This window comes from Flagellimonas sp. CMM7, from assembly GCF_021390195.1.
Lineage (GTDB): Bacteria > Bacteroidota > Bacteroidia > Flavobacteriales > Flavobacteriaceae > Flagellimonas.
Genome location: NZ_CP090003.1, coordinates 1,091,507 through 1,117,243 on the forward strand (window position 1 = coordinate 1,091,507; position 25,737 = coordinate 1,117,243).

The window sequence follows — 25,737 nt, forward strand, 5'->3', positions numbered from 1 at the left end:
AGTTTTATGACTCCTTTTCTGTAACATTTATTTCCACAGCTCCTGTATCCCACAACAAAGCAGTAAGCTCTTTTTCATTATCATGAACTCCTATTTCCATCAAAAAATGGTCATCTGTAGTTCTTACATCTGGATTTTCCGCTTTTTTAAACGGCCACATTTTACTTCTTAAATAAAATGTGATCACCATTAAGTGGGCCGCGAAGAACACCGTTAATTCAAACATAATTGGTACAAAAGCAGGCATGTTTTCCAAGTAAGTAAAACTTGGTTTACCCCCAATATCCTGAGGCCAATCATCAATCATGATGTAATTCATCATTACAATGGCCACAGTAAGTCCCAAACAACCATACATAAAAGAAGTAATTGCTATACGGGTATCTTCAAGACCAAGTGCTTTATCTAAACCATGTACTGGAAAAGGTGTATACACTTCATCAATATGATGGTGTTCTGCTCTTACCTTCTTTACGGCATGCATCAACACATCATCATCAGTATAAAGTGCATGTATAACTTTTGATGCCATAACTATTTTTTAGCGTTTAATTTTTTTGCTTGTCCTGCCCAATCATCACGTTGCGCCCTTCCCGGGAAGGAACCAGTGATAGAATCCAGCAAGTCATATTCTTTTTCTGTCATTTTACTCACCTGAGCGAACGTAAAAATTCCTATCTGGTTCAAGGTTTGTTCCATTTGAGGTCCAATACCTTTTACTTTTTTCAAATCGTCTGCAGTTTCAGTTTCCGCATTAAATACACCAATGGTATCTAACAAGGAGGAAACTTTCTTTTCATCAGGTTTGTCCTTTTCTGCTTTTGGAGCCTTTTCTTTCTTTACCTCACCTTTTACAGCTGGCATTTCATATAGAGGTTTCCCTGCATCCCTAAGTTTCTTATACTTCTCTCCAGACGCCTTCAAAATTGATTTAACCTCTGCCTGCGCAATTACAGGGAACGTTCTGGAATATAAAAGGAACAATACAAAGAAGAAACCTATGGTACCGATAAAAATTCCTATATCCACAAATGTTGGAGAGAACATGGTCCATGAAGACGGCAAGTAATCTCTATGTAAGGAAGTAACAATAATCACAAATCGTTCAAACCACATTCCTATGTTCACCACAATGGAAATGAAGAACGAGAACATGATACTGGTACGTAATTTTTTGAACCACATAAACTGTGGGGAAAACACGTTACAAGTCATCATAGACCAATATGCCCACCAGTAAGGTCCTGTTGCCCTATTTAGGAACGCATACTGTTCGTATTCAACCCCAGAATACCAAGCAATGAACAGTTCCGTAATATAGGCACATCCAACTATAGAACCCGTAATCATAATTACAATGTTCATCAATTCTATATGTTGAACGGTTATATAGGCTTCAAGGCTACACACCTTTCTCATGATGATAAGCAAAGTGTTTACCATAGCAAATCCAGAGAAAATTGCACCCGCAACAAAGTAGGGTGGGAATATAGTGGTATGCCATCCTGGTATCACCGATGTAGCAAAGTCAAAGGATACAATGGTGTGTACAGAAAGTACAAGTGGTGTTGCCAAACCTGCCAAAACCAATGAAACTTCTTCAAAACGTTGCCAATCTTTGGCCCTACCGGTCCAACCAAAACTTAATAAACTATATATTTTCTTTTGAAATGGTTTAACAGCTCTATCGCGAATCATGGCGAAATCCGGTAACAAACCTGTCCACCAGAATACCAAGGAAACGGATAAGTATGTTGAAATCGCAAATACATCCCAAAGTAGTGGTGAGTTAAAGTTTACCCACAACGAACCAAATTGGTTTGGAATTGGAAGTACCCAATACGCCAACCAAGGACGACCCATGTGAATGATTGGAAACAAACCTGCCTGAATAACCGAGAAAATGGTCATTGCCTCCGCAGAACGGTTAATTGCCATTCTCCATTTCTGTCTAAATAAAAGCAATACAGCAGAAATCAGTGTTCCTGCGTGACCAATACCTACCCACCAAACAAAGTTTGTAATATCCCAGGCCCAGTTTACGGTCTTATTAAGACCCCAAACCCCAATACCTGTGGAAATGGTATAAATGATACATCCTAGACCCCAAAGGAATGCAACTAAAGCAATGGTAAATACAATCCACCAATGTTTGTTGGCCTTCCCCTCCACAGGAGCTGCGATATCCACGGTAACGTCATGGTATCCTTTATCTCCAAGTACTAAGGGCTTTCGAATAGGTGCTTCGTAATGCGACGCCATAATTTATCTTCTAGTTACTTTCTTATTTATTGATTAAGCCTCGTTGGTATTTCTCACCTTAACATGGTAGAAAACATTGGGTTTTGTGCCCACATGCTCCAATAGGTGATACATTCTATCATCTTCCTTCAATTCGGCAATCTTACTTTCTTTATCGTTGATGTCCCCAAAGACCATAGCTCCACTACTACAAGCAGATGAGCAAGCCGTTTGGAATTCTCCATCCTTAATTACACGTCCATCTCTCTTAGCATCTAAAATGGTCTTCTGTGTCATTTGAATACACATGGAACATTTTTCCATTACCCCTCTTGAACGTACATTAACATCTGGATTGATGACCATTTTTCCTAGGTCATTATTCATATTGTAGTCAAACTCGTCATTGTCATAATACAAGAACCAGTTAAATCTACGTACTTTATAAGGACAGTTGTTGGCACAATATCTTGTACCTACACAACGATTGTATGCCATTTGGTTTTGCCCTTGTCTACCGTGAGATGTTGCCGCTACTGGACAAACCGTTTCACAAGGTGCATGGTTACAATGTTGACACATAACAGGCTGGAATGCCACTTGAGGGTTTGCGGATGCATCTTCCATCTCCCTAAACCCACCTAAGGAACCATTATCGCCCCAAAGGCCGTCCATGTTATCCTTTTTCTCGTTATCCTGCTCAAAAGATTCTTCAGAGGAATAGTATCTATCAATACGCAACCAGTGCATATCTCTTGATTTTCTGATTTCTTCTTTACCTACAACAGGAACATTATTTTCTGCGTGGCAGGCAATAACACAAGCTCCACAACCGGTACAAGAATTTAAATCGATGGATAAGTTGAAGTGATGTCCGATAGAACGGTCAAATTCTTGCCACAAATCTGCATCTGGCGAGGTAACAGGTATTTCTTGGTGATCTTTGGATACCTGTGGAACTGCATTCCACTCGTGATGGTCTTTGGTATTGAAGATTTCCAAGGTCGTTTCCTTGATAATATCCCCTCTACCCATTAATGTTTTATGCAACTGAACACAAGCAAATTCATGTGTTCCTTCAGTTTTTTCTATACTAACCGATTGCACGTTATTGAAATTACTGTACAGTGAAAATGCATTTACCCCAGTTGCCATTTCAGCTTTCATTCCGGCTTGTTTACCATAACCAAATGAAAGACCAACTGTTCCAGGAGCTTGACCTGGCTGGATAATCACCGCAACATTATCCAAAACAGTACCATCAACAGTTAGTTTTGCATAGCTTCCGTTTAAACCACCATCGGCCACATTATAGTTTTCCATGCCCATTGCCTCAGCATCAGCTTTGGAAACTGTTACATAGTTGCCCCATGAGACTCTGGTAATCGGATCAGGAAATTCTTGCAACCATGGGTTATTGGCCTGACGACCATCTCCCATTCCCACTTTAGAATAAAGAATCAATTCTGTTCCAGAACTTGTAGTGTTCACTAAGGAACGTATTGCCGAAGCAATAGGAACAATACTTTCTTGCACTTCTTCCTCATCATTAGCAATTGCTAAAGGCTCCTCAGTCGTTTCTGGTGCAACTGGAGCAGTAAACACTCCATCTTGTAATGCTTTGTTCCAATCAGATTCTTGGAGCACTTCAGCATTCCAAGTCTCTTTGATGTATTCGTAATACGTTTTATCACTGCCCATCCATGTAAGCAAAGCAGACTGTAACTGTCTTGTATCAAAAAGCTCACGGATAGCAGGTTGCGCTAGACTGTAATGTCCTTTTTTGAATTGCGCATCGCCCCAAGATTCTAAGTAATGGGAAGCAGCTGCAACATATTTGGACGCCTGTGCAGTTTCATCATTATTAAATGAAAAACTTACAGAAACATCTACCTTATCAAGTCCAGATACAAAATCCGCTGAATTTGGGAGTGAATAAACTGGATTTACACCATCCATGATTAAAACTCCTACGCGACCAGCATTCATATCTGCAACTAACTTTGTCACTTTAGCGCTATCTCCCTGGCGAACATATCTAGGGTTCTCCGCATCAAAAGCTTCACTAGCCAACAATTTATTAATCGCTAGCACAACAGTTTGTGCATTGATATCATTTAGTCCCGTGACAACAACAGCTTTGCTACCAGCTTTTCTAATTTGAGCAGCCACTGCCTCTACCGCTTCATCAACATCAGAAGTTCCTCCACCAACATTGCTGCCATTTAACTTTCCATACAACTTTGCCAAAGCAATTTTTTGCTGTGTTGGAGTCATCGGGTAACGCTTGTCAGCATTAGCCCCGGTCAAAGACATATTGGATTCTAGCTGAACATGCTTGGACATTTTTCCATCTTTAGGAACACGCCCTCTTGCATAACCATCATCATATCCTCCTCCTTGCCAATCTCCCAAGAAATCTGCACCAAAAGAAACTATTAGCTCTGCTTTCTCGAAATCATAATCTGGTAAAGCGCGCTCTCCATAAGCAGTATCAAACGCATTTAACGCAGCATCTTCAGAAATAGCATCGTACGATATATGGTTTACGTTTTCGCCGTAGTTAGCTTTAAATTCAGCAATCAATTTATCAGTAGATGGGCTTGCATACGTTTGAGTAAGCAATACAATTTGCTTATTGGAATCTTTTAAACTCCCCAGTTTTGCTCTAACCGTCGCATCCAACACTTTCCATTCAATGGGTTCTCCATTGGCGGAAGGCCCTTGCACCCTAGTGCTATCATATAATGAAAGTACAGATGCCTGAACTCTAGCATTGGCACTACCACTTACTTTAGCCTCTGTATTATTTTCAATTTTAATAGGTCTCCCTTCTCTGGTTTTAACCAGAATACTTGCAAAATCATGTCCATCAGCAATTGTGGTTGCATAGTAGTTTGCAACTCCGGGTACAATTCTGTCTGGCTGAACCACGTAAGGAATAGACTTATGAACAGGCCCCTCACAAGCTGCAACGGTTGCTGCTGCCGTACTGAAACCCACATATTTTAAGAAGTCCCTTCTGTTGGTCGTGGAAGCTGACAGGTTTTCCTTGTCCCCCAAAAACTCATCAACGGGAATCTGTTCTGTAAATTCGTTTTGTCTTAGCGCCTCAACAATGGAATCGTTCGGATTTAACTCCGCTTCACTTTTCCAATATTTTTTGTTTGATGCCATACGATATATCTGAGATTATCTTCTTTTTAATTCTTAATAGTGACACTTACCACATTCCAAACCACCCATCATAGCAGCGGTCAGCTTATCAACCCCGTACTTTTTAGAAAGCTCAGCATGAATAGCTTCGTAGTATTCATTACCCTCTACCTTAACATTGGTCTCTCTGTGGCAATTGATACACCACCCCATGGTTAATGGAGCAAATTGGTACATCACTTCCATTTCCTCCACAGGACCATGACAAGTCTGACATTCTACTCCTGCCACAGAAACGTGCTGTGAGTGATTGAAATAAGCAAAATCTGGCAGGTTATGAATTCTAACCCATTCTACCGGCTGACTTTCACCAGTATACTTTTGGTTTTCTTCATCCCAACCCACTGCTTTATAAAGTTTCTTGATTTCGCCCGTATAGAATTCGTTGGTATAACCATTCGCTATATCATCCGCACTTGGACCTTCAGGATTACCTTTGTACTCATAAATGGATTTGTGACAATTCATACAAACATTCAAAGATGGTATTCCAGAATGTTTGGAAACTCTAGCTGAAGAGTGACAATACTTACATTCAATTTTATTGTCTCCAGCGTGTATTTTGTGCGAATAATGGATTGGTTGAACCGGAGCATATCCTTGATCAACCCCAACCTGCATCATCCAACCATAAGCAAAGTAAGCACTTGCCAACAACAAAAAGATAACACTCACTAAAACCAAAAATTGATTTTGAGCAAAGGCTTTCCAGATTGGCATTCGTGATTCAGCTTTTTCTTTCTCTAGCACAACTCCATTGGCTTCAGCAATACGTCTTAACGTATTGTTCACCAAAATCAACATGATTACCAGTAAAGCAAAAACAAGTGCAAGTGCACCTAAAATAATTTCATTTGACACACCACCCGAAGCGCCTCCTTGTTCTCCTGCGGAATCAGCAACCGCGGTAGCCACAGGTGCTGGCGGTGGCGCAGCGGTATACGCTAGAATATCATCTATATCCGCATCGGACAATGTTGGAAAAGCAGTCATAGCGGCCTGATTGTACTCTGCGTATATTTTAACAGCATAAGCATCTCCTGCCTTAATCATTCCAGGACTATTCTTAATCCAAGTGTAAAGCCATTCCTTATCCAAACCTTCATCCTCGGCCAACCTAGCCTCAACATTTGCCAATGCAGGACCCGTCATCTTACGATCTAAGGCATGACATGCAGCACAGTTTTGATTGAATAGCTGTTTACCTTTGGCAGCATCACCTCCAGCAGTGCCAGCGTCTTCAGCGACAACTTCAGTCGAAGCAGCTTCTTCCTGCGCATAAAATGAAGTGGAAAAAAGTAGGAGAGAGAAACCTAAAACTTTAGAAAATAGATGGCGGTATAAAACCTTTTTCATATTAAAGAAATTTCTGTCGAAATCTTTGGCACGGTTATTACTACTGATATTGAGTATGATAACATTTCACTGTGCTAAAATCGGTCACAAAAATACGACATAGACTTATTTTTTAAAATGTTAAGGGATTTATAATATCTAATTTATAAAGATTCTAAATAAAATGAAAACCTGTAGTATAAAACATAAAAATTTACATTTGTAAAAAGACATAAAAGAAAAGCGCCCATATATCATGAAAACCCCAGTATTCATAGCATTTTTAATAGGTTTTACCATTCAACTTTCTGCGCAAGAAGGTAGTATTACTATTGAACAAGATCCCCGCATTGAAGAATTAACAAAACTCTATACACAGGTCAATTCCAAGGCAGATTTTTATCAGATTCAAGTAGGCTTTGGCAGCTACCAAAAAGCTCAAAATCTGAAGTCTAAGATAGATATTGATTTTCCAGGGTGGTATTCAAAAATTGAATTCGAATCCCCAACTTATAGAGTACGTTTAGGTAAGTTTAAAACAAAATTGGAAGCAGAGCGAAAGTATTTGGAAGTGCGTAAAAAATATCCGGATGCTATGCTATTAAAACCTGAAAACACGTCTAGATAAATTAAAAAATCCCGCTTGAGCGGGATTTTTTAATTCGATATATTCTATAGTTTTTTCTTAACAGCTACTTCTTGGAAAGCTTCTACAATATCTCCTTCCTTGATATCATTGTAGTTTTTGATTTGTAGACCACAATCATATCCTTTGGAAACTTCTTTAACATCATCCTTGAATCGTTTGAGTGATGACAATTCCCCTGTGTAGATTACAACACCATCACGAATCAATCTAATTTGAGAATTTCTAAAGACTTTGCCACTTGTTATCATACAACCAGCAATGGTTCCAATCTTGGAAATCTTAAAGGTTTCTCTAATTTCCGCATTACCTGTAATCTCCTCTTTCATTACTGGAGACAGCATACCTTCCATGGCATCTTTCAGATCATTGATAGCATCATAGATAATAGAATACATTCTGATATCTATTTCTTCTTTATCAGCTACCATGCGTGCATTCCCCATTGGCCTAACATTAAACCCAATGATAATGGCGTCCGATGCACTTGCCAATAACACATCAGATTCTGTTATGGCACCTACACCTTTATGAATGATATTGACTTGTATTTCGTCCGTAGATAACTTTTGGAACGAATCTGTTAATGCCTCCACAGAACCATCCACATCACCTTTAAGTATAATATTTAATTCTTGGAAATCTCCTAAGGCGATTCGTCTACCTATTTCATCCAAGGTGATATGTCTTTGCGTTCGAACAGATTGCTCTCGCTGTAACTGTGAACGCTTCGTTGCAATTTGTTTTGCTTCACGCTCATCATCCAACACACTGAACTTGTCACCGGCTTGCGGCGCACCATCCAATCCTAAAATAGAAATTGGTGTGGCAGGTCCTGCTTTCTTAATATTATTTCCACGCTCATCCTGCATTGCCTTAATCTTACCACTGCAAGTTCCAGCAAGGACGTAATCCCCAATTTCCATAGTCCCTGTCTGAACCAAAACAGTAGACACATATCCTCTACCTTTATCCAAGAACGCCTCCACAACGGTACCTGAGGCCAATCTGTTTGGATTTGCTTTCAATTCCAACAATTCAGCTTCCAACAACACTTTTTCAAGCAATTCTTTTACTCCTTCACCTGTTTTTGCAGAGATATCATGAGATTGGATTTTACCTCCCCAATCTTCCACCAATAGGTTCATAGCTGCAAGACCTTCTTTAATCTTTTCGGGATTAGCGGCAGGCCTATCAATTTTATTAATAGCAAAAACAATAGGAACACCTGCTGCTTGTGCATGACTGATCGCCTCTTTTGTCTGAGGCATTATATCATCATCCGCCGCTACAACAATTATTGCTATATCTGTTACCTGTGCACCACGAGCACGCATGGCCGTAAAAGCTTCGTGACCTGGTGTATCTAAAAATGCTATTTTTTGTCCATCTTGTAATGTAACGCCATATGCACCAATGTGCTGGGTAATACCCCCACTTTCTCCAGCAATTACATTCTCTTCCCTTATATGATCCAGTAGAGATGTTTTACCGTGATCCACATGCCCCATTACAGTAACAATAGGAGCTCTTGGCTCTAAATCTTCTGGAGCATCTACCTCTTCTTCAACAGATTCTTCAATTTCTGCAGTTATAAACTCAACCTCATATCCAAATTCTTCAGCAACAATGGAAAGTGTTTCCGCATCCAAACGTTGGTTCATGGTAACCATAATACCCAATGACATACATGCAGATATGATTTGGGTCGTGGAAACCTCCATAAGTGTAGCAACCTCATTCACTGTTACAAACTCAGTGACTTTAAGGATTTTGCTTTCCAATTCTTGAAGTTCAAGATCTTTTTCTGTCTGCTGACGGTGTTGATCTCTTTTCTCTCTTCTATATTTGGCCCCTTTACCCTTGTTGGATTTACCCTGAAGTTTTTCAAGGGTTTCACGTACTTGTTTTTGTACTTCTTCCTCTGTTGGCTCAACCTTTGGAGCAGCAGAACGTTGATTCCCTCTTCTTCCTGGGCCGCTATTACCACCTGCTCTTGGAGAGCGATTACCACCAGACTGTGAAGGGTTATTACTGATAATACGCTTTCTACGCTTTCTCCTATCTGCATTGCTATCCGAAGTGGATGCTGCAGGTTTTGGTTTTTTGGGCTCTTCCTTCTTTTTCTTCGGCTTATTAAACTGGGTAAGGTCTATCTTATCTCCAGTAATTTTAGGCCCACTGAGTTTTTTGTATTGAGTCTGAATAGCTTCAGGCTCCTTAGCTTCATCTGTCTCTTCTGCTGGGGTCTCAACAACTTTCTCTACAGACTTAACAGCTTCTTTTTCTTTTACCTCAGGTTTCTCTTTTACTTCCCCCGAAACAATTTCAGGAGTAGGCTCAGCTTTGACTTTAGCTTGCTCTTCTGTCTTAGGCTCTTCAACTTTGGGTTGTTCAGGTTCTTCTACCTTTTCGGCCACCTTTGGCGTCTTAGGCTTTTTATCCAAGTCAATCTTACCGACTGTTTTGGGACCGGTAAGTTCTGCTTTCGCTTTTATTACTTGCTCGGCATTGCGCTTTTCTCTAGCAAGTCTTCTTTCTTCTTGCTCTTGCTCAATCTGAATTCTTAAAGCTTCCTTTTCCTTTCTTTTTTCCTCACCAACTTCCTTGGAAGCTACCTTTTTACTCTTATCCGTTTGGAATTCATCCAACAGCACTTGATACACCTCATCTGTAATCTTTGTTGTAGGCCTTGCCTCCACCTCATGACCCATAGAAGAAAGGTGGTCTACAGCCCTATCCAGCGAAATGTTCAATTCCCTGAGAACTTTATTAAGTCTTATTGTTGGGTTTCCTGCCATAAATTGTATTTCCTAGCCCTAAAATTTGCTGCTAATATATAGTTTAATCTTCAAACTCTTCCTTGAGAATGCGGACCACATCAAGAACAGTTTCATCTTCTAAATCGGTTCGTTTTATCAAGTCATTGACATCTTGCTCCAGAACACTTCTTGCCGTGTCCAATCCAATCTTCTTAAACTCGTCAATAACCCATGCTTCAATTTCATCAGAGAACTCGGTCAATTCTACATCTTCCTCTACACCCTCTCTAAATACATCAATCTCATAACCAGTTAGTTGACCTGCCAGACGAATGTTATGCCCTCCTCTACCAATTGCCTTGGAAACTTCCTCTGGTTTCAGGTATACTTGGGCCGTTTTTTTCTCGTCATTTAATTTAACAGATGACACTCTAGCCGGACTTAATGCCCGTGTTACCATTAATTGAGAATTATTTGTCCAATTAATGACATCAATATTTTCGTTTCCTAATTCACGTACAATACCGTGAATACGCGATCCTTTCATTCCCACACATGCTCCAACTGGATCAATTCTATCATCATAAGAATCCACTGCAACCTTTGCTTTTTCACCAGGAATTCTAACCGCTTTTTTAATAGAGATCAAGCCATCAAAAACTTCTGGGATTTCTTGAAAGAACAATTGTTCCAAGAAACTTGGTGAAGTTCTGGACATGATAATTGTAGGCTTGTTCCCTTTTAATTCCACACTTTCTATTACACCACGAACGTTATCTCCCTTGCGAAAGAAATCTGATGGAATCTGTTTTTCCTTTGGAAGGATGATTTCATTGCCCTCATCATCCAACAAAATAATTGCTTTATGACGAATATGGTGTACTTCCGCAGTATAAATTTCCCCTTCTAAATCCTTGAACTGCTTGTATATGGTAGTGTTATCATGTTCATGGATTTTGGAAATCAAGTTTTGACGCAAAGCCAAAATGGCTCTTCTTCCCAAGTCAATCAACTTCACTTCTTCAGACACGTCTTCTCCAACCTCAAAATCGGGCTCAATTTTTCTAGCCTCTGTCAAGGAGATTTCTTCATTGGGCTCCTCTACTTCTCCATCTTCAACCACAATACGGTTTCTCCAAATTTCCAAATCACCTTTATCTGGATTGATAATGATGTCAAAATTTTCATCAGAACCAAACTTCTTTTTAAGTGCATTTCGGAATACATCTTCCAAAATCGCCATAAGGGTTACCCTATCAATAAACTTATCGTCCTTAAACTCCGAAAAGGATTCGATGAGCGCTAGGTTTTCCATTTTTGAATTACAATTAAAATTTTATAATAACTTTTGCTTGATGGATATCAGAAAACGCAATATCCCGCTTTTTCTGAACCGTAACTTTTCCTTTACCAACCGGCTTGGGCTCTCGCGCCTTCCACTCTAAGGTAATACTATCTTCTGTGGCATGGGTCAGGTTTCCTTCCAACTCTTCTTCTCCTGTCCTCACCATTAATTTTCTGCCTATATTTTTCTTAAACTGACGTGGTAATTCTAACGGAGATGTAGCTCCTGCCGATGTTACTTCCAGCGAAAAATCTTCTTCTTCACGATCTAGATTATGTTCAATGGCCCTGCTCACATCCATGCAATCCTGAAGATTGATTCCTTCATCGCCATCCAAAACCACTCGGATAGTGTTATCGCCACCTATAGAAAAATCAATCAAAAATAGCAATGGATTATCCTCCAAAGCTTTGTCCAATAATGATTTTACTTTTTCCTTAAACATAAAAATTAGTAATAAAAGAGGGGACTAGAAGTCCCCTCATGAATAACCTTTTATCCGTTCAGTGGTGCAAATATATAATATTTCATTTGTTTTAGCAATTCCTTACCACATTGAAATCTTTAGAAAATCATTCGGGCTTCTTACAGGTATCATTATAGTATACAACCGCTTCCTTAATATTTCCTTTTTTATACTTGCGCTTCTTAAGCTTCTCAACCAAAGCAGGGCAATCCCTAAAGTAATAGATAGCAGCTTCCTTGAAGTTATTTGAAAAAGTAGGATTTCTAGTTAGTTTGGTAGCCATTTCTTCATTTTCCTTTTTAACGCAAAGATACTTAGACTTGCCACCACCAACAGGAAGGTTTCTTGGAGCAGTGGGATTCATTCTTGTAGATGGGTCTGTAACAAATGGACTCTTTGTTGATATTCCTTTAGTCTCATATTCATAAAGACTCACATCCCCTTTTTCCAAAAGCTTTAAGGCTTTAATCTTACCTTCTCCTATTACTTTGAAAAATTCATATGTAGCCACACGATGTTTCTCAATAATCCTGACTTTCTTCAATTTTTCAAAACGATAAAAAGTTGGACGTGCTTCCATACTTTTTCTAAACTTGACGGCACCATCACTTGAAATTGCACTATCGAATGATTTAGATTCCACGACTATTTTTGCATATCCCTTCAAAATTGCACCGTTTTTAAGATGTAATTCGGCTTGAGATTTTTGAGCAAAACCAATATTCATGGCAAAGCCTATAAGGAAAAAGCAAGTAACTATTCTTCTAAACATTTGTTTTGCTCGACTGTTCATAAATCAATGGTCTTGTTTTCTCCTTAACGCAAACTGTACAAGCATGAAAACACAGCATATAAATTTATAAAAACATTCCGACGGACATATAACTATATAGGTTTTTACATGTCTTGTTGTTGATATCACAATTCAACCACCCAATACTACATTTCGGTTAAAACAAATTCCTTTTGCCACTGCCTACTTTTAAAATTGTAGTGTACTATTTTTAATAACCATAAAAACTAAAGATGAAAAAATTACTTCTCTCCTTAAACTTGATCTTCTTTTTGAGCTTATCCGCTCAAGAGACTTTGACCGCAACCCAATGGCAAGAAGATCTTCGATTTTTACAAAATACCATAAATGAAGACTATTCCTTTCTATTCGTTAAAACCACTAAAGCAGTTTTTAATTCCGAAGTAGAAACCCTTTATAAGAATATTCCAAACTTACAGGAGCATGAGATTATCGTTGGAATGTCCAGAATAATTTCTTTGTTTAAATATGGACATACGGACATTAGCCTTAGACAAAAACCTTTTGAATTTCATTACCTGCCCTTTAATCTTTACGAATACAATGATGGCATTTACCTGCAAGGTGTTCATAAAGACTACGCCAAAGCACTTGGGGCAAGAGTTTTGGAAATAAACAAAATACCCATTGATAAAGCCTTGGAACTCATATACCCAGCGGTTAATTCTGAAAACGATCAGTATTTCAAAGCTTTTGGAATTAATTATTTGGGCATGTTAGAAGTCTTGCATGCACAAGGAATTACTACTACCCTGCAAAATTCGGTCAAGCTTACCTTGAAAAAAGATGGTAAAACCTTTGAACAGGAGTTCAATGCCTTACCAAAAGGAGAAAGAGTACCTAGAAAGTACAGTCATATTTTTCAAGATGAAAATTGGCTCGAAGCAAGAGACCAAACCAATACGCCTTTATACTTGAAAAACTTGGACAAGATCTATTTTTTTGAATATCTGCCCGAAGAAAAAACAGTTTATGTAAGACACAGCCAAATACAGGATGACCCTGAAGAAGACACCCCATCTTTTTATTCGCGTGTTTTTGATTTTATAGAAAACAATGAGGTTGAAAAATTAATTCTTGATGTTCGTTTAAATGGCGGTGGAAACAACTACAAAAACAAGACCGTTATTACTGGCATAATTGAAACCAAGAAAATCAACCAAAAAGGAAAATTATTCGTCATCACTGGTAGACGCACCTTTTCTGCCTGTCAGAATCTGGTAAACGAACTGGACAATTACACCAATGCCACCTTTGTTGGAGAGGCAACCTCAGAAAATATAAATTTTTACGGTGATGCCCGTCCAGTAGCTTTACCCAATAGTAAGATTCCTGTTTATCTATCATTTGCTTGGTGGCAAGATAAGCCGGTCTGGGAAAATGCTGATGCCACCGTACCTAATATAGCCGTTGATATGAGTTTTGAGCAATACAGGTCTAATGAAGACCCCGTGTTAGATGCAGCCTTACATTTTTCAGGAGCAAATTTCCAGCCCGACCCTATGCGTTATATCACCGATTTATATATGGCGGGAAAAATGGAAGAACTGGCCATAGAAGTGCCAAAAATGATTAAAGATTCGCGTTATAGTTTCTTTGATTTTGAAACAGAATTGAGCAATACAGCATATCACTTATTAAGCAATAACCAAATTGAACCCGCTATTGGCGTATACTCGTTTGTTGCACAACTATTCCCTGATTCCCCTAGTGCCATAAAAAACTTAGCGAATGCTTATTTTAAAGCTGGCGTAAAGGATAAAACTATTGAATTACTAGAAAAAGTTATTGCCATGGACTCCAAGGGAGCAATTGGTAAGAGCGCCAAAGATATGCTTAAGGAGGTTAGGTAATCAGCTTGTTACCGCCAGTTTGCAACTGGTGGCATTCTACATAATAAGAAAGCCTTGGAAATAATTCCAAGGTTTTCTTATTTTTTGGTTTTGCTTACTCATGTTCTAAACCACTAGTTACAAACTAGCGGTAGCGGGGTTAGATAACCTCTTTCCTCCCATATCAATAAAACAAAAACCTCCTAAACTATTACATTTAGGAGGTTAATTTGTTGGCCTACAAGGACTCGAACCTTGAACGACTGGACCAAAACCAGCTGTGTTACCAATTACACCATAGGCCAGTACCACATTTGAGGGTGCAAATTTAAGACAAACTTTTGTTTGGGCAAATATTTTAATAATATTCCAAGCTATTTTCCTGCCATCTCCCTGTTAAAGCTTTTCCAAAATTGAACAATCTTCTCTACTATATTTACTAAATTCGCCCCAACTTGGTAAACACCAATTTTTATGTTTGCAAAAGACTTCAAGAAATGGGATACTATCTTAGGATGGGCCTCCTTTGCCATTGCATTTATTGTTTATGCCCTAACTGTTGAGCCTACGGGAAGTTTCTGGGATGCCGGGGAATACATCACCACCTCTGCTAAACTACAGGTTGGTCACCCACCTGGAGCGCCCCTTCTTCAAATGATCGGTGCTTTCTTTTCCATATTTGCTTTTGGGGATACCTCCAAAATAGCGCTGATGGTCAATGCTGTTTCCATAGTTTCAAGTGCCTTTGCCGTGCTGTTTACTTTTTGGACCATAACCAATATGACACTTAAACTGGCCTCCAAAAAGAAACCTATTACCAATAGTAAGGCAATAGCCATTTTTGGAAGTGGGTTGGTAGGAGCTTTAGCGTTCACTTTTTCCGATAGTTTTTGGTTTAATGCAGTAGAGACTGAAGTGTATGCCATGGCTAGCTTTATTATGGCACTTCTACTTTGGTTAGGTTTAAAATGGACGGATAATTTAGATGACCCAAGAGGCAATAGATGGTTATTGCTTATTTGTTTTTTAATAGGACTTACCTTCGGAATTCAGTTTATGGGCTTTTTGGCCATTCCTTCCATTGGTCTGTTGTATTACTTCAAAAAATATAAGACAACAACTGTAAAGAACTTTCTATTAGCCAATATTATAGTGATTTCCCTTTTAATGTTGGTCTACAAATTCTCCTTGACCTATGTGTTAAAACTATTTGGTTGGAGCGAGGTTTTCTTCATTAATAGCATTGGACTTCCTTTTAACTCGGGAAGTATTATCATGGGACTCATTTTTGTTGCGGCTTTCTATTTTGGTTTGCAGTATACCAGAAGAAACAATTTCTATACTGGAAACACCATTGTGCTCTGTTTAATGTTCCTGATTTTTGGTTTTTCCTCTTGGTTGATGTTACCCATTCGTGCCAACGCAAAAACCGTAGTTAATGAAAATGACCCATCGGACGCCCGTTCTCTTTTGGCGTATTATAATAGAGAACAGTACCCTGGGGTAGAGAGTCCATTTTATGGTGCTTACTATTCAGATGCTTTTGCTCCAGCCGGTGAAGACATAGATGACCGCCCCAAATATGAAAAGGATGAAAAATTAGGCAAATACATTATTGTAAACAATTACAAGAATGCCATTCAAGGTCCCAATGAGAAACATGTTGGTATCCTTCCAAGATTGTGGAGCGATCAACATGCAGAAAACTACATGCGCTATTTTGGGGAACTGGAATTTCGAATAAAATCGGAATACATATCCAACAATGACTTAAGAGAAGCAGTAGCTCAATTTAAAACCGCTTACGGCCAAGGCGAGTTGGATTCTGAACAATATATTCGTTTCTTAAGAGAGTTTGGTGAATATATAGATGTAGAGCCACCTACCTTTTGGCAAAACGTGACTTACCTTTTCGAATTCCAATTTGGATATATGTACATGCGTTACTTCATGTGGAATTTTACAGGAAGACAAAACGATATTCAAGGCAGGTATGACGAAAATGGACATTGGCTCAGTGGCATTGGGTTTATAGATAGTCTTAGATTAGGCAGCCAAAACAACCTTCCTAGCGATTGGGAGAACAACAAAGGCAGGAACACCTATTTCTTTTTACCGTTACTGCTAGGTATTATTGGTATCGTTTTTCAGGTTTCCAAAAACCCAAAACACTTTTGGGTGCTCTTTGTCTTTTTCATATTTACAGGATTGGCTATTCAATTCTACACCAACCCCTATATCTTTCAACCTAGGGAACGGGATTATTCTCTGGTAGGTTCATTTTATATCTTTTGTATCTGGATTGGGATTGGGGTCTATGGGCTTTTTGATGAATTTAGAAAACTACTGTCCGCAAAAATAGCAGCACCAGTCATTACAGGCCTATGTTTATTGGCCGTACCCCTATTAATGGCTTTTCAAAATTGGGATGATCATGACCGCTCTGGTCGTTATACTGCAAATTCTACTGCCAAAGCCTATTTGGATTCCTGTAAAGAAGATGCAGGTGCTATTCTATTCACCATTGGTGATAATGATACTTTTCCATTGTGGTATGCCCAAGAAATTGAAGAATACAGAACAGATGTTCGTATTGTTAATACGAGTCTTTTTGCCACAGATTGGTATATTGACCAAATGAAGCGTAAGGCGTATGAGAGTGACCCTATTCCTTCTCAGTTAACGCATGATAAATATCGTTATGGTTCTAGAGACGCTGTTTATTATCAAGGAGTTACAGAAAATCGTTGGAACATTAAAGATTTTATCAATTGGATAGGAAGCGATAAACCGCAGACCAAGTTTAAATATTTATTGGAGAAGCAGGGTGCAGACCTCAACAATTATCCAGAAAGCAATCTGGATATTGTGTACTACCCAACTAATAAGATAAGAATCCCTGTCAACAAAAAGAATGTATTGGAAACTGGTTTGGTAAAAGCCAAGGATTCTGCCTTAATAGAAGATTTTATAGATATTGATCTTCCGCAGAGCGCATTGCCCAAGAACAGAATCTTAATGTTGGATTTGATTGCCAACAACGATTGGAAAAGACCAATCTATTTTTCAGGAGGGAGTTTTGATAAGGCAGAATATATTTGGATGAAAGATTACCTTCAACTGGATGGTTTGGTCTATAAATTGGTCCCCATCAAAACGAAAAATCAGAGCTCTTTTGAAATGGGGCGTGTGGACAGTGATTTAATGTACGATATTGTGAAGAAGTGGGACTGGGGAAATTCTGGCAGTGATAAAATTTACCATGATCCCCAAACACGTTCGCAAGGGCTTTCTTTTAGAAGCAATTTAGCTCGATTGATGGAAACATTGATTGCAGAAAACAAGATTGACAAGGCAAAGGATATTATTGACATGAGCATAACCAATATGCCTGTTGAAAACTACGGCTTTTACGCATTTGTTGAACCCTTTGTGGATGGCTATTACAAAGTGGGAGAAACCGAGAAAGCTAGAGCGCTGTTTGAAAAATTGAAAAAAGTATATCAAGAACGCTTAGAATATTATTCGGGAATACCGCTTGATGAACAATATGATAAAATTGACGATGTTTTAGCTGATATGCAGGCCTATCGTAGGAATATTGACATTCTTATTGAAAACCAAGATAGAGATTTGGCAGAATCTGAAACTATAATCTTTAATGAGTATATAGATAAGTTCTCTCAATTTGTAGGTGATAGCGAAGACGCTTTTGAAGAGACTATTCCAAATCCCGATCTAGAAGATTCGATTCCTCTTGACACTATTGAATCTGTTCCAGATTCAATGATATTGGAACAATAAAAAAGCGAGGGAATTCCCTCGCTTTAAATATATTCGTTCAGAATGCCAATGAGTGTATTGGCATCTTGTTCTCCACTTTGTCGCCAAACCATCTCTCCCTTTTTGTAAATCATCAATGTTGGCAATCCTTTAATGCGTAAAGCCTGAGACAGCTCTTTGTTTTTGTCAACATCAATCTTAATTACCTTTCCTTTATCGCCAAGTGCTGCTGCAACATCGCGCAATACAGGATGCATAGAAGTGGACTGGTCGTTCCATTCTGCATAAAAGTCCAGTAAGACCGGTACTTTTAAATCTATAAGTTCACCAAATTTGGACATGTGTGATTCTAGGGTTTACAAACCAAAAGTAAGAAAATTTGTTAAAATTTAGCTTAGCAGCGTATTCAGCTAGGAAAAGATGTGCGTTAAATTCAAGTTAAACCTTTCTTTTTAAGGGTAATCACAGAAATCTCGGGCCAAATACCAACACGTCCTGGGTAACCAATAAAACCAAACCCTCGATTTACATTGATAAATTGTCCAAGCTCTTGATAAACACCTGCCCAATACTTATAACGCCATTTAACCGGGCTCCATTTTACCCATCCAGGAATCTCAACACCAAATTGCATTCCATGTGTATGTCCACTTAAGGTTAAATGAAAATGATAATCATCGTTGATAACAACATCTTCCCAATGGGAAGGATCATGGCTCATCAAAATTTTGAAATCGTCTTTTGATACCCCTTGTTTGGCCTTCTCTAAATCTCCCGCTTTTTTAAATCCACCGCGACCCCAATTCTCTACACCCAGGAGAGCAATCTTCTCACCATTCCTTTCTAAATACCGATGAGAATCCAATAATAGGTCAAAGCCCATCTCTTTCTGAAGGTTTTTTAAATCCTGTAAATTTTGCGCCTTCAAACCTTCGGAATCCCAACTCACATAATCTCCATAATCATGATTTCCTAAAACAGAATAAACACCATCCTTTGCTTTCAGTTTACCAAACAAATCGCTCCACGGCAACATCTCTTCAGCTTTGTTGTTTACCATATCTCCGGTAAACAATATAACATCACTCTGTTGTTCGTTGACCAAATCAATCCCATAAGCTACTTTGCTTCTGTTGTCAAAACTACCGCTGTGAACATCCGAAATCTGGGTGATTTGATAGCCATCAAAAGCATCAGGAAGATCATCAAACTCCAACTGATATTTTAGTACTTTGTAATTGTACTTGCCTTTATACATTCCCATCAGCAAAGCTCCAAAAGGCAGAGCGGCCACGCCAAGGGCAATGATGCTTAAAAAGCGTCTTCTTGAAGGAATACTAAATTCTTTTTGAGTGCTAAAAACCTTTTGATAAACCCCAACAAACAGCCTAAAAATATCTTCGCCAAATAGAAAAATAATAGTGATTATCTGAAAAGAGAGCATCGCCAATAAAAATCCGAAAGCATAACTTTTTGGTCTACTAAGAACCCTTCCTCCATCTGTACCTGTAAACTGATATAGGAAATTTCCAATAACAAAAAGAGAAAGTAAAATAAAAAGGTAATGTACCCATGGGTATCTAGAGGCAGTTTTTATGGCCTGTAAAGAATAAAAGCCCAAAACCAAATAGATAATAACGAAAATGACCCAACGAAGCATAGCTGTTTTTTTGTAAAGATATTTCTTTAGTTCAGGAACATAATTATTTGACGATTATTTAACGCTCCGAACAATTTGACGAATAGTCTCCATGTTTGTTACAGCCACTTGATTCTCCTTCAAATGTAGTTCAGAGTTCATTGTAATCTTATTGTTCATATTAATTACATCGCCAAAGGATGTGCCAGAAAGATGAATGGCCTTAAGTTCCGTCTTTTTAAATTTTTCAATGTTCTTCATATTTACTCCTCCTCCAGCAATAACTGCACATTTCCTTGAAATGGCGTTAAGCTCAATAAGCAAGTCCAATCCCTTTTCGGCAGATGTCTGTTGACCTGATGACAACACACTAGCTATCCCCAAATCTTCAAGTCGCCCCATAGCTTCCAAAGGATTAGGAATCCAGTCAAAAGCACGGTGGAAAGTGAATTTTAATGATTTTGAAGCCTCTACCAATTGTTTTGTACGTTCAAAATCCAAAGTGAAGTCAGAATGAAGCATTCCGGAAACTATCCCATCTACTCCTATTTCAATACAAAAAGCAATGTCTCTCTTCATTACTTCAAACTCCCACTCTGAATACGTAAAGTGACCACTTCTTGGCCTAATTAAAACATGAATGGGAATATTTAAGCGTTCTTTTACCATTTCAATTAATCCATGCGATGGCGTAATTCCACCTACTCCCAATTCAGCACAAAGCTCAATTCTATCCGCCCCGGCCTCTTGAGCATTTAGAGCAGATTCCAAAGAATTGGCACAAACTTCTATAAGCATATTGCTATATTTATCAGGACTAAAAATAAACATCCAAATCATGCAAAGACGCAAGTTTCTCAAAAAATCAAGCCTTACCACAGCAGGATTATTGTCCGCTCCCATTCTCGCATCATGTAAGACCGAAAATAAACCCACAAGTATTCCTATTCCAATAGCAGCCAGAAAACCTGTTGCTATTTGTACATGGAACTTTATGAATGCCACGGCAAAAGCTTGGGAAGTTCTTGAAAAAGGAGGCAATGCGTTGGATGCTGTTGAGCAAGGTGTTATGGTAGAGGAAGCAGATGTCACCAACGAAACCGTTGGTGTAGGTGGTAGACCAGATAGAGAAGGAAATGTAACCTTAGACGCCTGTATTATGGATAAAGATGGTAACTGTGGGTCTGTAGTGTATCTTCAAAACATTGCACACCCGGTATCCGTAGCGCGTAAAGTCATGGAAGAGACTCCTCATATTATTCTTGCAGGAAAGGGAGCAGAACAGTTTGCTTATGAAAAGGGGTTTGAAAAAACCGACTTGCTTACAGAAAGTACCAGAAAGCAATACGAAGAATGGAAAAAGGAATCCAAATACGAGACTGTCATCAACATTGAAAATCATGACACCATTGGCATGCTTGCCATTGACTCCAATGGTGATATTGCCGGTGCTTGTACCACTAGTGGTATGGCGTATAAGGTCGCAGGGCGTGTAGGGGACTCACCCATTATTGGAGCAGGGCTTTATGTGGACAATGAAGTTGGTGGCGCTACAGCTACGGGAGTTGGCGAAGAGGTTATTAGAACCGTAGGAAGTTTTTTAATTGTAGAATTGATGCGTCAAGGCAAAAGCCCTCAAGAAGCATGCGAAGAAGGTGTAAAGCGAATCATGAAAAAAAATGAGGGTCGTGAAGATTTCCAAATTGGTTTTTTGGCCATTAACAAACAAGGTGAAACCGGGGGTTACTGTGTTCATCCAGGCTTCACTTATAGAGAATATACTCAAGATGGACACGAGAATCAGCCTGTGGAGAGTTTTTACCAAAATGAGTAACCTTCTTTACTAATTTCTAGACTCTTTTTTCTACTTTTAAAAGCTGTCAACCTTTAACAATAAACTGACAATTAAATAACATGTCCGAACAAAAAAGACTCTTTCTTCTTGATGCGTTTGCCTTAATTTTTAGAGGCTATTATGCTTTGATCAAAAATCCAAGAATCAATTCTAAAGGGATGGATACTTCAGCCATTATGGGTTTTGTGAACTCCCTTTTTGATGTAATAAAACGTGAAAAGCCAGACCATCTTGCCGTATGCTTTGATAAAGGAGGTAGTGTTGAACGGACAGAACTTTTTGAAGATTACAAAGCCAATCGTGACGAAACGCCAGATGCCATTCGTATTGCAGTACCATTTATCCAAGATATTTTAAAAGCTATGCAAATTCCTGTTGTAGAATTGGAAGGTTTTGAAGCTGATGATATTATTGGCACCTTGGCCAAACAAGCGGAAAAGGAAGATTATAAAGTCTTTATGGTTACCCCGGATAAGGATTTTGGACAGTTGGTCTCTGAAAATATCTTTATGTATCGCCCTGCACGGATGGGTAACGGCATAGAAATTTGGGGAATTCCGGAAGTTCAAAAAAGATTTGGTGTTGAACGTCCAGAACAGGTAATTGATTATCTGGGCATGATGGGTGATGCCAGTGACAATATCCCGGGACTCCCGGGAGTTGGAGATAAAACCGCCAAAAAGTTCATAGCTGATTTTGGAGACATGGAAGGGCTTTTGGCCAATACCGATAAGCTGAAAGGCAAAATGAAGGAGAAGGTAGAAGAAAATGCCGAGTTGGGCAGGCTGTCCAGAAAACTGGCAGAAATTAATACAAACTGCGAAGTCACCTTCAACGCAGATGACTATGAAATGTCTGAACCCGATAGTCCCAAGGTGCAACAGATTTTTGAAGAGCTCGAATTTAGAAGATTAAAAGACCAGTTCATCAAAATTTTCTCCGAGGAAACGGTTGAAGCAAACTCTACTTTGGACACTCCCAAGGTAACTAAGCAAACGCAAGCAGCGGGAAGTGGTCAATTTAGTCTGTTTGGAGGAAGTCCGGCAGATGCACCAGCTACCATAAAAGACGAGAACAGCAGAAATACTGTTACCAATGTTACACATTTTTATCAAGGTATTGCTCCTGGATTGGGAATGAAGCTTTTTGTAGATAAATTAATGAAACAGACATCTGTTTGTTTTGATACGGAAACTACTTCCATCAATCCATTGGAAGCTGAATTGGTAGGGATTGCTTTTAGCTGGGAGGCAAAAAAAGGCTTTTATGTTCCTATTCCCGAAGATAAAGAGGCTGCCAAAGAAATTTTGGAACAGCTTCGTCCTTTCTTTGACTCTGAAGCGATAGAAAAAATTGGCCAAAACCTGAAATATGACATCAAAGTGATGAATAACTATGGTGTTGAAGTAAAAGGGAAATTGTTTGACACCATGTTGGCGCATTATTTGATCAATCCGGACATGCGTCACAATATGGATGTATTGGCAGAAACATATCTCAACTATACACCAGTTTCCATTACAGAGCTCATAGGTAAAAAAGGCAAAAACCAATTGAGCATGCGACAAGTTCCTTTGGAAAAGCAAACTGAGTATGCTTCGGAAGACGCTGATATTACATTTCAACTGGCAGGTCATTTTAGACCAGAATTGGTGGAGGCCAAAACTGAAAAGTTATTTGAAGAGATTGAAGTTCCTCTGCTTAGGGTTTTAGCGGATATGGAAACAGAAGGTATCAATCTAAATAAAGACTTTTTAAATTCTCTTTCTGAAGAATTAGACAATGATATTAAAAACCTTGAAAGCAAAATTTATGAAGAGGCTGGACAGGAGTTCAATATTGCGTCACCAAAACAATTGGGCGAAATTTTGTTTGATAAATTAAAACTGGTCGATAAACCCAAGAAGACCAAAACAGGTCAATATTCTACCGCAGAAGATGTGCTTTCTTATTTGGCCAAAGACCATGAGATTATTCAAAATGTATTAAATTACCGTGGGCTTGCAAAATTAAAAAGCACCTATGTTGATGCTTTGCCCAACGAAGTACAACAACATAGCGGAAGAGTACATACAGATTATATGCAAACCGTAGCTGCCACTGGTCGACTGAGCAGTAACAATCCTAATTTACAGAACATTCCCATCCGTACGGAACGAGGTAGACAAGTGCGCAAAGCGTTTATTCCAAGGGATGAAAACTATACACTCTTGGCAGCTGATTATTCACAAATAGAGCTCAGGATTATTGCGGCTTTAAGTGAGGAAGATACCATGATAGAAGCTTTTAAAAATGGGGAGGATATTCATGCCTCCACAGCTTCTAGGGTTTTTAATGTTCCTATTGAAGAAGTTACCCGTGAACAAAGAGGTAATGCTAAAACGGTCAACTTTGGAATTATCTATGGAGTTTCCGCTTTTGGATTGAGTAACCAAACAGATTTGACAAGGGCAGAATCCAAAGAATTAATAGAAACCTATTACAAAACCTATCCCAAATTGCGCAACTATATGGGTGAGCAGGTAGATTTTGCTCGTGATAATGGTTATGTACAGACTGTATTAGGACGGCGCAGATATTTAAAAGACATCAATGCTGGAAACCAAGTGGTACGCGGAGCAGCGGAGCGAAATGCCGTAAATGCCCCTATTCAAGGAAGTGCAGCGGATATTATTAAAATTGCTATGATCAATATCCATAAGAAACTAACTGAAGGCAACTACAAAACCAAAATGTTGTTACAGGTACATGATGAATTGGTTTTTGATGCATACAAACCAGAACTGGAAGAAGTAAAAAGCCTTATTAAAACTGAAATGGAGAATGCTCACATCCTTTCCGTTCCTTTAGATGTGGAAGTGGGCATTGGCGATAATTGGTTAGAGGCACATTAATACTTTCATAGTAAACACGAATACAGACATGTCTAAATCTAACTATTTCATAGCATTTTTATTGGTTAATTGCTTAAGTATAAACCTCATTGTATCGCAAGTAGATACGGTAATGGTTTTTAGCAAGTCCATGAATAAAACTATTCCTAACATAGTCATTACTCCAAAGGATTATATAAATCAAAATAAGAAATTCCCCGTTTTGTATTTATTGCATGGCGCAGGAGGAGATTATGCAGGTTGGGCATCCTACGTTCCAGAAGTAAAAGCATATGCAGATAAATTTAATATGATTATCGTATGCCCAGATGGAGGCGATACAAGCTGGTATTTTGATAGCCCTATTGATTCTAAAATGAAATATGAGACTTATGTTTCCAAGGAATTAGTATCAGCAATCGATGAAAAATACCCCACTATCCCCGAAAACAAAGGTCGGGCCATAACGGGACTGAGCATGGGCGGGCATGGTGCATTGTATCTTGCCTTTAAACACCAAGATGTTTGGGGAGCAGCAGGCAGCATGAGCGGAGGAGTTGATATTAGACCATTTCCAAATGGTTGGGACATATCCCAGAGATTGGGCACATATGCTAACAACAAACAAAATTGGGAGGACAACACCGTCATCAATATGGTCCATCTACTAAATGGAAATCTGGAGATTATCATTGATTGTGGTTATGAGGATTTCTTTTTTGATGTGAACAAAAAATTACATAAAAAACTTGTTCTAAGGAATATCGCCCATGATTATATTGAAAGACCCGGTGGACACAATTATGAATACTGGGCAAACGCTTTAAAGTATCAGTTAGTTTTCTTTGATGATTTTTTTAAAGAAAACTACCCTAAATAAAACTGTTTCAAGATAGATCTGCTAAAATCTAAAAAGGCACCGAATGGGTG

The 25,737-nt window shown here is 38.8% G+C and carries 17 protein-coding genes and 1 tRNA gene; 6 read left to right on the plus strand and 12 right to left on the minus strand.

What is annotated here, in order from left to right; genetic code table 11:
• Positions 1–4: 4 nt before the first annotated feature.
• From LV704_RS05000 to LV704_RS05015, 4 genes are read right to left on the minus strand one after another with little or no spacing between them, the layout of a single operon-like run.
• A complete protein-coding gene (locus LV704_RS05000) occupies positions 5–532 on the minus strand; it encodes a DUF3341 domain-containing protein (protein ID WP_163421440.1) in 528 nt (175 codons plus the stop codon).
• Between the two features lie 2 nt (positions 533–534).
• On the minus strand, positions 535–2,262 hold the full coding sequence (gene nrfD, locus LV704_RS05005; RefSeq protein ID WP_163421439.1) for an NrfD/PsrC family molybdoenzyme membrane anchor subunit: 1,728 nt from the start codon (positions 2,260–2,262) through the stop codon (positions 535–537).
• A gap of 33 nt (positions 2,263–2,295) precedes the next feature.
• Positions 2,296–5,418 carry a TAT-variant-translocated molybdopterin oxidoreductase gene (locus LV704_RS05010; RefSeq protein WP_163421438.1) on the minus strand — a complete coding sequence of 1,041 codons (3,123 nt, stop codon included), beginning with the start codon at positions 5,416–5,418 and terminating at the stop codon, positions 2,296–2,298.
• 33 nt (positions 5,419–5,451) lie between these two features.
• Entirely contained in the window at positions 5,452–6,813 is a 1,362-nt protein-coding gene (locus tag LV704_RS05015) for a c-type cytochrome (protein ID WP_163421437.1), read from the minus strand.
• 235 nt (positions 6,814–7,048) lie between these two features.
• Here LV704_RS05015 and LV704_RS05020 point away from each other — a divergent pair, with 235 nt between their 5' ends.
• Positions 7,049–7,420: an SPOR domain-containing protein gene (locus tag LV704_RS05020; protein ID WP_163421436.1), complete on the plus strand. Its 372-nt coding sequence runs from the start codon at positions 7,049–7,051 to the stop codon at positions 7,418–7,420.
• Positions 7,421–7,464: 44 nt separating this feature from the next.
• Here the strand turns inward: LV704_RS05020 and infB are convergent, their stop codons facing one another.
• From infB to LV704_RS05040, 4 genes are all read right to left on the minus strand, one after another.
• Positions 7,465–10,239 (minus strand): translation initiation factor IF-2, encoded by a 2,775-nt coding sequence (gene infB, locus LV704_RS05025; protein WP_163421435.1) that lies wholly within the window; start codon positions 10,237–10,239, stop codon positions 7,465–7,467.
• 43 nt (positions 10,240–10,282) lie between these two features.
• Positions 10,283–11,515, minus strand: a complete 1,233-nt coding sequence (gene nusA / locus LV704_RS05030; protein WP_163421434.1) for a transcription termination factor NusA — start codon at positions 11,513–11,515, stop codon at positions 10,283–10,285.
• A 13-nt stretch (positions 11,516–11,528) separates the two neighbouring features.
• The gene (gene rimP, locus LV704_RS05035) at positions 11,529–11,990 is read right to left on the minus strand and encodes a ribosome assembly cofactor RimP (RefSeq protein WP_163421433.1); all 462 of its coding nucleotides are present in this window, start codon (positions 11,988–11,990) and stop codon (positions 11,529–11,531) included.
• A gap of 127 nt (positions 11,991–12,117) precedes the next feature.
• A complete protein-coding gene (locus tag LV704_RS05040) occupies positions 12,118–12,783 on the minus strand; it encodes a hypothetical protein (protein WP_163421432.1) in 666 nt (221 codons plus the stop codon).
• Between the two features lie 254 nt (positions 12,784–13,037).
• Between LV704_RS05040 and LV704_RS05045 the strand changes: the two genes are divergently transcribed.
• Entirely contained in the window at positions 13,038–14,678 is a 1,641-nt protein-coding gene (locus LV704_RS05045; protein WP_163421431.1) for a hypothetical protein, read from the plus strand.
• Positions 14,679–14,890: 212 nt separating this feature from the next.
• On the opposite strand, the gene LV704_RS05050 is transcribed toward LV704_RS05045, so the two are convergent.
• Positions 14,891–14,962, minus strand: a tRNA-Gln gene (locus LV704_RS05050).
• A 169-nt stretch (positions 14,963–15,131) separates the two neighbouring features.
• Here LV704_RS05050 and LV704_RS05055 point away from each other — a divergent pair.
• Entirely contained in the window at positions 15,132–18,461 is a 3,330-nt protein-coding gene (locus LV704_RS05055; RefSeq protein ID WP_163421430.1) for a DUF2723 domain-containing protein, read from the plus strand.
• 23 nt (positions 18,462–18,484) lie between these two features.
• Here the strand turns inward: LV704_RS05055 and LV704_RS05060 are convergent, their stop codons facing one another.
• The 3 genes from LV704_RS05060 to LV704_RS05070 all read right to left on the minus strand — a co-directional run bounded on the left by LV704_RS05060 (position 18,485) and on the right by LV704_RS05070 (position 20,877).
• Complete coding sequence (locus LV704_RS05060) at positions 18,485–18,781, minus strand: co-chaperone YbbN (RefSeq protein ID WP_097046517.1); 297 nt, start codon at positions 18,779–18,781, stop codon at positions 18,485–18,487.
• Positions 18,782–18,873: 92 nt separating this feature from the next.
• The gene (locus LV704_RS05065; protein WP_163421429.1) at positions 18,874–20,100 is read right to left on the minus strand and encodes a metallophosphoesterase; all 1,227 of its coding nucleotides are present in this window, start codon (positions 20,098–20,100) and stop codon (positions 18,874–18,876) included.
• Positions 20,101–20,154: 54 nt separating this feature from the next.
• Positions 20,155–20,877, minus strand: coding sequence for a copper homeostasis protein CutC (locus tag LV704_RS05070; RefSeq protein WP_163421428.1), 723 nt, complete (start codon positions 20,875–20,877; stop codon positions 20,155–20,157).
• A 40-nt stretch (positions 20,878–20,917) separates the two neighbouring features.
• On the opposite strand from LV704_RS05070, the gene LV704_RS05075 reads away from it, so the two are divergent.
• The 3 genes from LV704_RS05075 (at position 20,918) to LV704_RS05085 (ending at position 25,687) form a co-directional block, all read left to right on the plus strand.
• Complete coding sequence (locus LV704_RS05075) at positions 20,918–21,913, plus strand: isoaspartyl peptidase/L-asparaginase family protein (RefSeq protein WP_163421427.1); 996 nt, start codon at positions 20,918–20,920, stop codon at positions 21,911–21,913.
• 80 nt (positions 21,914–21,993) lie between these two features.
• Positions 21,994–24,828, plus strand: coding sequence for a DNA polymerase I (gene polA / locus LV704_RS05080; protein ID WP_163421426.1), 2,835 nt, complete (start codon positions 21,994–21,996; stop codon positions 24,826–24,828).
• 28 nt (positions 24,829–24,856) lie between these two features.
• Positions 24,857–25,687 (plus strand): alpha/beta hydrolase family protein, encoded by an 831-nt coding sequence (locus LV704_RS05085; RefSeq protein WP_163421425.1) that lies wholly within the window; start codon positions 24,857–24,859, stop codon positions 25,685–25,687.
• The last annotated feature ends 50 nt before the right edge of the window (positions 25,688–25,737 follow it).

Excerpts from the sequence above, each read along its gene's own strand:
- LV704_RS05040 (WP_163421432.1), bottom strand. The coding sequence starts at position 12,783 with ATGTTTAGAAGAATAGTTACTTGCTTTTTCCTTATAGGCTTTGCCATG.
- LV704_RS05075 (WP_163421427.1), top strand. The coding sequence starts at position 20,918 with ATGCAAAGACGCAAGTTTCTCAAAAAATCAAGCCTTACCACAGCAGGA.
- nusA (WP_163421434.1), bottom strand. The coding sequence starts at position 11,515 with ATGGAAAACCTAGCGCTCATCGAATCCTTTTCGGAGTTTAAGGACGAT.
- rimP (WP_163421433.1), bottom strand. The coding sequence starts at position 11,990 with ATGTTTAAGGAAAAAGTAAAATCATTATTGGACAAAGCTTTGGAGGAT.
- LV704_RS05020 (WP_163421436.1), top strand. The coding sequence starts at position 7,049 with ATGAAAACCCCAGTATTCATAGCATTTTTAATAGGTTTTACCATTCAA.
- polA (WP_163421426.1), top strand. The coding sequence starts at position 21,994 with ATGTCCGAACAAAAAAGACTCTTTCTTCTTGATGCGTTTGCCTTAATT.
- LV704_RS05085 (WP_163421425.1), top strand. The coding sequence starts at position 24,857 with ATGTCTAAATCTAACTATTTCATAGCATTTTTATTGGTTAATTGCTTA.
- LV704_RS05010 (WP_163421438.1), bottom strand. The coding sequence starts at position 5,418 with ATGGCATCAAACAAAAAATATTGGAAAAGTGAAGCGGAGTTAAATCCG.
- LV704_RS05070 (WP_163421428.1), bottom strand. The coding sequence starts at position 20,877 with ATGCTTATAGAAGTTTGTGCCAATTCTTTGGAATCTGCTCTAAATGCT.
- LV704_RS05045 (WP_163421431.1), top strand. The coding sequence starts at position 13,038 with ATGAAAAAATTACTTCTCTCCTTAAACTTGATCTTCTTTTTGAGCTTA.
- LV704_RS05065 (WP_163421429.1), bottom strand. The coding sequence starts at position 20,100 with ATGCTTCGTTGGGTCATTTTCGTTATTATCTATTTGGTTTTGGGCTTT.
- LV704_RS05015 (WP_163421437.1), bottom strand. The coding sequence starts at position 6,813 with ATGAAAAAGGTTTTATACCGCCATCTATTTTCTAAAGTTTTAGGTTTC.
- LV704_RS05055 (WP_163421430.1), top strand. The coding sequence starts at position 15,132 with ATGTTTGCAAAAGACTTCAAGAAATGGGATACTATCTTAGGATGGGCC.
- LV704_RS05000 (WP_163421440.1), bottom strand. The coding sequence starts at position 532 with ATGGCATCAAAAGTTATACATGCACTTTATACTGATGATGATGTGTTG.
- nrfD (WP_163421439.1), bottom strand. The coding sequence starts at position 2,262 with ATGGCGTCGCATTACGAAGCACCTATTCGAAAGCCCTTAGTACTTGGA.
- infB (WP_163421435.1), bottom strand. The coding sequence starts at position 10,239 with ATGGCAGGAAACCCAACAATAAGACTTAATAAAGTTCTCAGGGAATTG.
- LV704_RS05060 (WP_097046517.1), bottom strand. The coding sequence starts at position 18,781 with ATGTCCAAATTTGGTGAACTTATAGATTTAAAAGTACCGGTCTTACTG.